This is a genomic window from Streptomyces palmae, assembly GCF_004684805.1.
GTDB lineage: Bacteria > Actinomycetota > Actinomycetes > Streptomycetales > Streptomycetaceae > Streptomyces > Streptomyces palmae.
Window position 1 is genome coordinate 1 of sequence record NZ_SRID01000430.1, and the last position, 5,492, is coordinate 5,492.

General features: G+C 73.4%; 6 protein-coding genes and 1 pseudogene. 3 read left to right on the top strand and 4 right to left on the bottom strand.

Going from position 1 to position 5,492, the window contains the following annotated elements; translation table 11 throughout:
- Nucleotides 1-55: 55 nt before the first annotated feature.
- On the bottom strand, nt 56-250 hold the full coding sequence (locus tag E4099_RS28445) for a hypothetical protein (protein WP_135341998.1): 195 nt from the start codon (nt 248-250) through the stop codon (nt 56-58).
- Between the two features lie 50 nt (nt 251-300).
- On the opposite strand from E4099_RS28445, the gene E4099_RS34605 reads away from it, so the two are divergent.
- The 3 genes from E4099_RS34605 (at nt 301) to E4099_RS28455 (ending at nt 1,908) form a co-directional block, all read left to right on the top strand.
- Nucleotides 301-513, top strand: coding sequence for a polysaccharide deacetylase family protein (locus tag E4099_RS34605; protein WP_245245257.1), 213 nt, complete (start codon nt 301-303; stop codon nt 511-513).
- Between the two features lie 44 nt (nt 514-557).
- A complete protein-coding gene (locus E4099_RS34610; RefSeq protein WP_245245258.1) occupies nt 558-791 on the top strand; it encodes a DUF2334 domain-containing protein in 234 nt (77 codons plus the stop codon).
- Nucleotides 792-852: 61 nt separating this feature from the next.
- Nucleotides 853-1,908, top strand: a complete 1,056-nt coding sequence (locus E4099_RS28455; RefSeq protein ID WP_135341999.1) for a glycoside hydrolase family 113 — start codon at nt 853-855, stop codon at nt 1,906-1,908.
- A gap of 113 nt (nt 1,909-2,021) precedes the next feature.
- Here the strand turns inward: E4099_RS28455 and E4099_RS28460 are convergent.
- From E4099_RS28460 to E4099_RS28470, 3 genes and pseudogenes are all read right to left on the bottom strand, one after another.
- Nucleotides 2,022-2,174: pseudogene (locus E4099_RS28460) on the bottom strand (IS701 family transposase); the annotation flags it as partial.
- 225 nt (nt 2,175-2,399) lie between these two features.
- A complete protein-coding gene (locus tag E4099_RS28465; RefSeq protein WP_135342000.1) occupies nt 2,400-3,425 on the bottom strand; it encodes a DUF4331 family protein in 1,026 nt (341 codons plus the stop codon).
- Nucleotides 3,426-3,908: 483 nt separating this feature from the next.
- Entirely contained in the window at nt 3,909-5,477 is a 1,569-nt protein-coding gene (locus E4099_RS28470) for a PucR family transcriptional regulator (RefSeq protein ID WP_135342001.1), read from the bottom strand.
- Between the last annotated feature and the right edge of the window lie 15 nt (nt 5,478-5,492).

Below are 5,492 nucleotides of genomic sequence, written 5' to 3' on the forward strand. Positions count from 1 at the left end.
GGGGGTGTCCCACGGGGCTTCGCGGCGGCCCCGTGGCGACCCCCTCAGCCCCGGCTCACCGCCCCGCCCTGGGCGGCGAGAGATAGGGGAAGTCGCCGCGCGGCACCCCCGTGGCCGCGCTCGCGTCCAGCCCCATCTTCACGGGCACGCCCAGGATCAGCTCGAACATCACCTCGGGCGCGCAGTCGGTCAGGCCGCGGCCGTTGCGCTCATGGAGCGTGAACCGGGCCTTCTTGGTCGTCTTGCCCATGGCCTTCGTGTCATCAGCTCGGCGGCGTTGCGGGCGAGGCGCTTTAGTCCGTGGACGGTGAGGATGACCTCCTGGTCGGGGGCGGCCTCCTTGATGTCGTACGCGAGCTTCAGGGCAGGCCGAAGCTGTGGACCACCCCGCACTGCGCGGCCTCGGTCACCGACTACAAGGTCTTCGCGCAGAACTTCCCGGCCCGGCTGGAGCGTTCGCTGTACTTCTCCGGAACCCTCAGCGGCGCACCGACCGATCCCACCGCTACCTAGGGCAGTCCTTCCCCTACCCGGTCACCGATGTGTACGGGTCGAAGGTGCTGCCCGAGAGCCTGGGCAGCTACGAGCCGGAGTCGCACAACAACAACCCGCCGCGGCTCGCCGCCGACCTGGTCAACGAGGCCAAGGCCAACCTGGCGGTGCGGGACGGTTTCGCCAGCTTCTACTATCACCCCTCTCACCCCTATCACCCGGTGGAGCCGCTGAAGGAGACCGTGGAGGGGATCCTGGCGCTCGGCTACATCTTCGTCAGCCCGGAGAGACTGCTGTGAGCTGACCACTCGACAGCACAGTTCGCACCGGCCGAACCACGCCCGAGGAAGGCACTGCCCGATGAAGACGCTGAGGCGGGCGACCGCGGCACTGGCCGCCGCGGTCGCGGTACTGACCGGTTGCTCGGCCGGCGGCGACGGATCTCCCGCGCCCCGTCCCGGCGGCGCCGGCCGCGGAGACGGGGCGCACGAGCGGATCCGCGGCATCACCCTGCCGGCCTGGAACACCGACGACTACGACCGCCCCGAAGCGCCGCGCTATCTGCGCCAGATCGCGGACACCGGGGCCCGCTGGGTGGTCTTCACCCCCACCTGGTACCAGGACGGCACCCACCGGTCCACCATGCACACCACCGAGGAGACGGCCAGCGACCGCAGCCTGCGCCGCGTCATCGGCCTGGCGCACACCACCGGGCTGAAGGTGTTACTGAAGCCGCATGTGGACCTGGTGGACGGGGGCGACCGGGCGGAGATCCGGCCCGACGACCGGGAGGCCTGGTTCGGCGCGTACCGGCGCTTCATCACCCACTACGCGGAGCTGGCCGAGGAGTCGGGGGTGGAGCGGTTCTCGGTGGGCACCGAACTGGCCGGCACCAGCGGCGACCGGGAGCGCTGGCGGCGGGTGATCGGCGCGGTCCGGGAGACCTATCGCGGACCGCTGACCTATGCCGCCAACTACGACGAGTACGCCCGGATCCGCTTCTGGTCCTCACTGGACCTGATCGGTATCGACGCCTACTGGCCGCTGACCGAATCGGCCACCACCGATCCGGCGCGGCTGGCCGCCGGCTGGCGGAAGGTGGTCGGGGAACTGGCGGCCTTCTCGCAGCGGCAGCACCGCCGGATCCTGTTCACCGAGGCCGGCTATGTCAGCCAGCGGGGCAGCACCACCGCCCCCTACTCCTGGACCGTCAGCAAGCGCGCCGCGGACGAGGAGCAGTCCGCCGCCTATCAGGCGCTGCTCACCGCCTTCGACAAGCAGCCCTGGTGGGCCGGGGTCTGCTGGTGGATGTGGGACGACTGGCCGGACAGCGGCGAGACTCCGGCGCGGTTGGCCTACACCCCGCACGGCAAGCCCGCCGAGCAGGTGCTGCGCCGCTGGTGGCGGCAGGACTAGTAGTACTTCGTTAGGTCTGAAGTGGTCCGGTGTGCCCTGGTCGGCGTGTGGTGGGTAACTGGCGGTGGAAGGTGGGGCATCCGCCGGTCCAGGCCCGTATCAGGTCCTGGAGCGCGTCGAGGACTTGATAGAAGGTCAGGCCGGCGTCTCGGCTTTTGGGTCGAGGCGCCGGAGAGGAAGGCGTGGGCGGCGGTGACCAGGGTGACGTGGTGGTGCCAGCCGCGCCAGGTGCGGCCCTCGAAGTGGTCCAGGCCCAGGCCGTCCCGGGGCGGCGGAGGACTGGCGGTCCAGCGGCGGGGGCCGGGGAACAGCGGAGGGCCCGTCGGCGGCACCATCACCGCCGGCGGGCCCTCACCCGATCGCCTGTCCGAGCCGCCGTCCGCGGCTGTCCGGTCCACGTACGCACGGTCTGGGCGATCAGGGATCGCGGGGCTCGGGGGATGTCCCACGGGGCCTCGCGGCGGCCCCGTGGCGATCCCCTCAGCCCCTGCTCACCGCCCCGCCCTGGGCGGTGAGAGATAGGGGAAGTCGCCGCGCGGCACCCCCGTGGCCGCGCTCGCGTCCAGCCCCATCTTCACGGGCACGCCCAGGACCAGCTCGAACATCACCTCGGGCGCGCAGTCGGTCAGCCCGCGGCCGTTGCGCTCATGGAGCGCGAACCGGGCCTCGCTGCCCACCTCGTAGCGCAGCAGGTCCGGCAGCAGCAGGTCCCGTACCCGTTCCGCGTGGGCCTGCGGGTCGGGTACGGACTCGCTCGCGGCGGCGGCGCGGGCGGTGGCGCGGACCAGTTCCGGACCGTAGCGGGCGCGGTCCTCGGCGGGCTCGGTGGCGTTGGAGTCGATGTGCCGCTCGGGGTCCTCCAGGTCGAAGAGGGTGTTGAGCAGCGGGGTGGCACAGCGGTTGATCGGCCGCCAGCCGCCCGCGTCGGTGGCCAGCACGGACATCGCCCAGAAGCCGATCCGGCTGCCCGCGCCGCCCAGCAGCTCGTCCGGGACCTCCAGCACGATCGACTGCACATCGGTGTCGGCGAACAGGTTGACCGCCCCGGCAGGGTCGAAACCGGTCAGGTCGGGCGCGGTGCCCTGGGCGATCGCGGTCTTCACGGCGGTGACCACCGTGCCCTCGATCCAGAACGGGTCCCCGGCGCGCCCGGCCCAGATCCGCAGCCCCTGCGGCCCCTCGGTGACCTCTCCGGTGATGCCGCTCGCCAGCAGCGTGCCCTCGGCGAACCGGTCCCGGGCGTCCGCCCCGTCCAGCCGGCGCAGCTCCCAGCGCTGCGGCCCGTAGGCGGTGTAGGCGGAGAAGGTGAAGCGGAAGGTGATGTCCTCCACCGCGTCCCCGTCGGTGTCCACCTTGATCTCGTACAGGCTCTCGTCGTCGTGGAAACCGCCGTCCCCCGACAGCGGGTTGATGTTCACCACGAAGGCGGTGCCGCTGGTCCCGCGGAACAGATAGGTGTCGCTGATGTCGAGTCGGGGGTCCTGGCGGGCGAGAAGCGAGTCGTGGTGGTGACTCATCACCGGTCCTGTTCTGCCGGGGTGCGGGTGTACGGGCCATGACGGGGGAGCCGGGGTGCGACCTGTACGAGGCGTACGAGGTGTACCGGCGGCATCCGGCCCGGGCGGTTCGGACACGTCCGAGGGCGCCGGGGCCGACCCGCGTTGGGCGCCCGACGGACCGGCCGACCGGGATCGGGCAGGAGGGGGGCCTTCCGCCCGAGCCGCGGGGAGGTTGCGAGGTGGTTGCTCGGACGGCCCGTCGGGACGCAGCCATGACGCTAGGCGGACCTCGGCGGCGCGGCCAGGAACACTGTGCACAGTGATGCCGCGCACCGGTTGCCCTGCGAACCGTGACGGGTGCTCACCGGTGACCCGCGGTACGGCGATGCCCCGCCGCGACGCCGCTGCCCGGGGTGACGTGCGGGAACGCCGGGACGGGAGAGGCGTACGGGGCCGGGGGCGCGCGGTGGTGAGAGGGGCGCTTCGGTGGCGAGGGGGCGCTCAGAGGCGCTGGAGAGCGCGCATAGCCAACCACAGCTCGTACTTCGCGCTGGGCGCGCGGAGCAGTGAACGCCCCAGCGACTCCTCGGCCTTGGTCAGCCGCTTGCGCGCGCCCGGCAGCGAGATGCCCAGCTCGGCCGCCGCCGCCGGCAGCCGGGCGTCGGCCGCCAGCCAGACCCGTACGGTCTCCGATCCGGCGGTCACCCTGGCCCGCTCCAGCGGGGCCAGCTGGGCTCGCGCCCAGATTCCGGCGGCCGGTGTGGCCAGCACCTGGTCCAGGCCGGCCGGCCCGTCCACCACGGCCGGCGGATGCCACTGGGCGGTGGCGTGCAACTGGAGTGCCAGCCAGGCCGCGGACTGGTCGCCGAGCCGATGGCCCAGGTCCAGCCCCAGCAACTCGTCCAGCAGGCGCATCCGGGCGGCCAGCGTGTTGCGGTGGATCTTCAGGTGGCGGGTGGCCGCGCCCCCGAAGCTCAGCCAGGACCCCAGGGTGCCCAGCAACTCCGGCGGCCCCGGATCGGCCCGCCGCGGCGGTACGTACCGCAGGCAGGGGCCGAGCACATCGGCCGCCCAGGCCCGTCCCTCGGGCGTGGACAGCACCGTGATGTCGGTCTGCCGGCCGAAGCTCGCACAGCCCTCCGGAGCGCTGCGGGCCACCGCGAGGGCGTGGAAGGCCTGCTCGTAGCCGACCGGGGTGTCCCGCAGCGGCACCTCGGCGCTCACCCCGACCCGGCAGCCCGGGATCTGCGCGGTGATCAGCCGATCCAGGGGCACGCGGTCCTGCTCCCCGCCGGCGCTCCCCGTCTCGGCCTCCGCCGACACCAGGGCGATCAGGTGGTTGGGGCGCACCGGGCACGGCACGATCCACGCCCGGCCCTGAGCGGTGCGCGTGATGCGCCCGGCGATCTCACGACGCCGATTGCCCGGGCACTCCACCACGTACACCCGGTTGAGGTCCGGCAGCGCCCCGCCCAGCGCACCCGCGATCCGCTGCGCCGCGGGCACACTGCCCACCATCAGCAGGTGCAGCACCGCCTCCCGGCTGTGCGCCTCGGCGAACTCCACCTGGCGCCGCCGCCGTTCGGCCTGCTCGATCCGCCAGCACAGGGAGAGGGTGCGGGCCGTGTCCGCGAGCAGCACGCTCAACTGCCGGGCCGTTGCCACCGGACCGATCACGGCCAGGTAGGGGGCGCCCACGACCTCCCCGTCGGCGCCCAGCGTCACCAGGTGCACCGCCCCGCCCGGCCGCCCGTCCGGCCCCGGCGCGCCGTCCACCACGGCCGAGGGGGTGCCCCGCCGGTACAGCCCCATCACCGCCCGCGCGGCCACCGCCAGCGCCGCCCGGCCCGCACCCTCCTCGGCGGCCACCGTCCCGGGGGTCCCGGGCGCGGCCTCCGGCGCGGTGGCGAGCACCTCTCCCTCGGCCCCGACCAGCGCCACCAGCCCGCCGGTGCGCAGGGCCAGCCAGTCCATGATGGCGCCCACCGACCGCCGCCGGGTGGCCAGTCGGGCCAGCGTCAGCACATCATCGGCGCGGTCGGTACGGGTATCCGAAAGCGCTGCTCCCATGCCGGCCAGCCTAGT